The following is a 582-nucleotide window of genomic DNA, read 5'->3' as shown; positions in this document are numbered from 1 at the left end:
TTGTTGTGCGGTACAGTGCTGGTGGGATGCTCGTCTCCTTCAACTGGTTCTTCATCTGTCTATTATTCGAGTGGGTATTACGACCCTTGGTGGTATGGTCACGATGACTATTGGATTTACTATTATCCGGGTTGCTGTGATAACGGACATGACCATCGAGAAAAGCTCGAGGCATGGTGGAATGGTCTCGACGACGATCAACAACAGTCAATCAAAGACAAAGTTGAAGATTGGAAAGATGGCGATATGAACGCCAACTTCGATAACATGAAGCGACAACTGGATAACCACTGGCAAACGTTGCCGGATGAACAAAAACAAGCGATTCAAGCAAAATGGCACGAGCGTCCCCAGCGTGTAGAAACAAAAACGTTACCAAAACAAACGACGTTGCCAGAATCAACATTGAAGACACAGCCATTACCCGCGCATAACGTGCCGCGTCCGATTACCAAGCCAAATATTCAGAGACCTCAGACTCGACCAAACATCCAACCAGTGCCAAGAATTCGTCGACGTTAATGGTTTACTTGCATTTTGATGATGTACTTCGACTAGAATGAACTGATGAAAACAAAGGGC

1 protein-coding gene is annotated in these 582 nt (G+C 45.5%); it reads left to right on the top strand.

The features are described 5' to 3' along the window. A partial coding sequence (locus R7Z50_RS29405) for a hypothetical protein (RefSeq protein WP_318150002.1) occupies positions 1-522 on the top strand: 522 nt, incomplete at its 5' end. Positions 523-582: the final 60 nt, after the last annotated feature.

It is taken from the genome of Vibrio sp. 1249-1, assembly GCF_033340495.1.
Note: the sequence above shows the minus strand (reverse complement) of the source record. Positions and strands in the feature narration are given on the sequence as shown.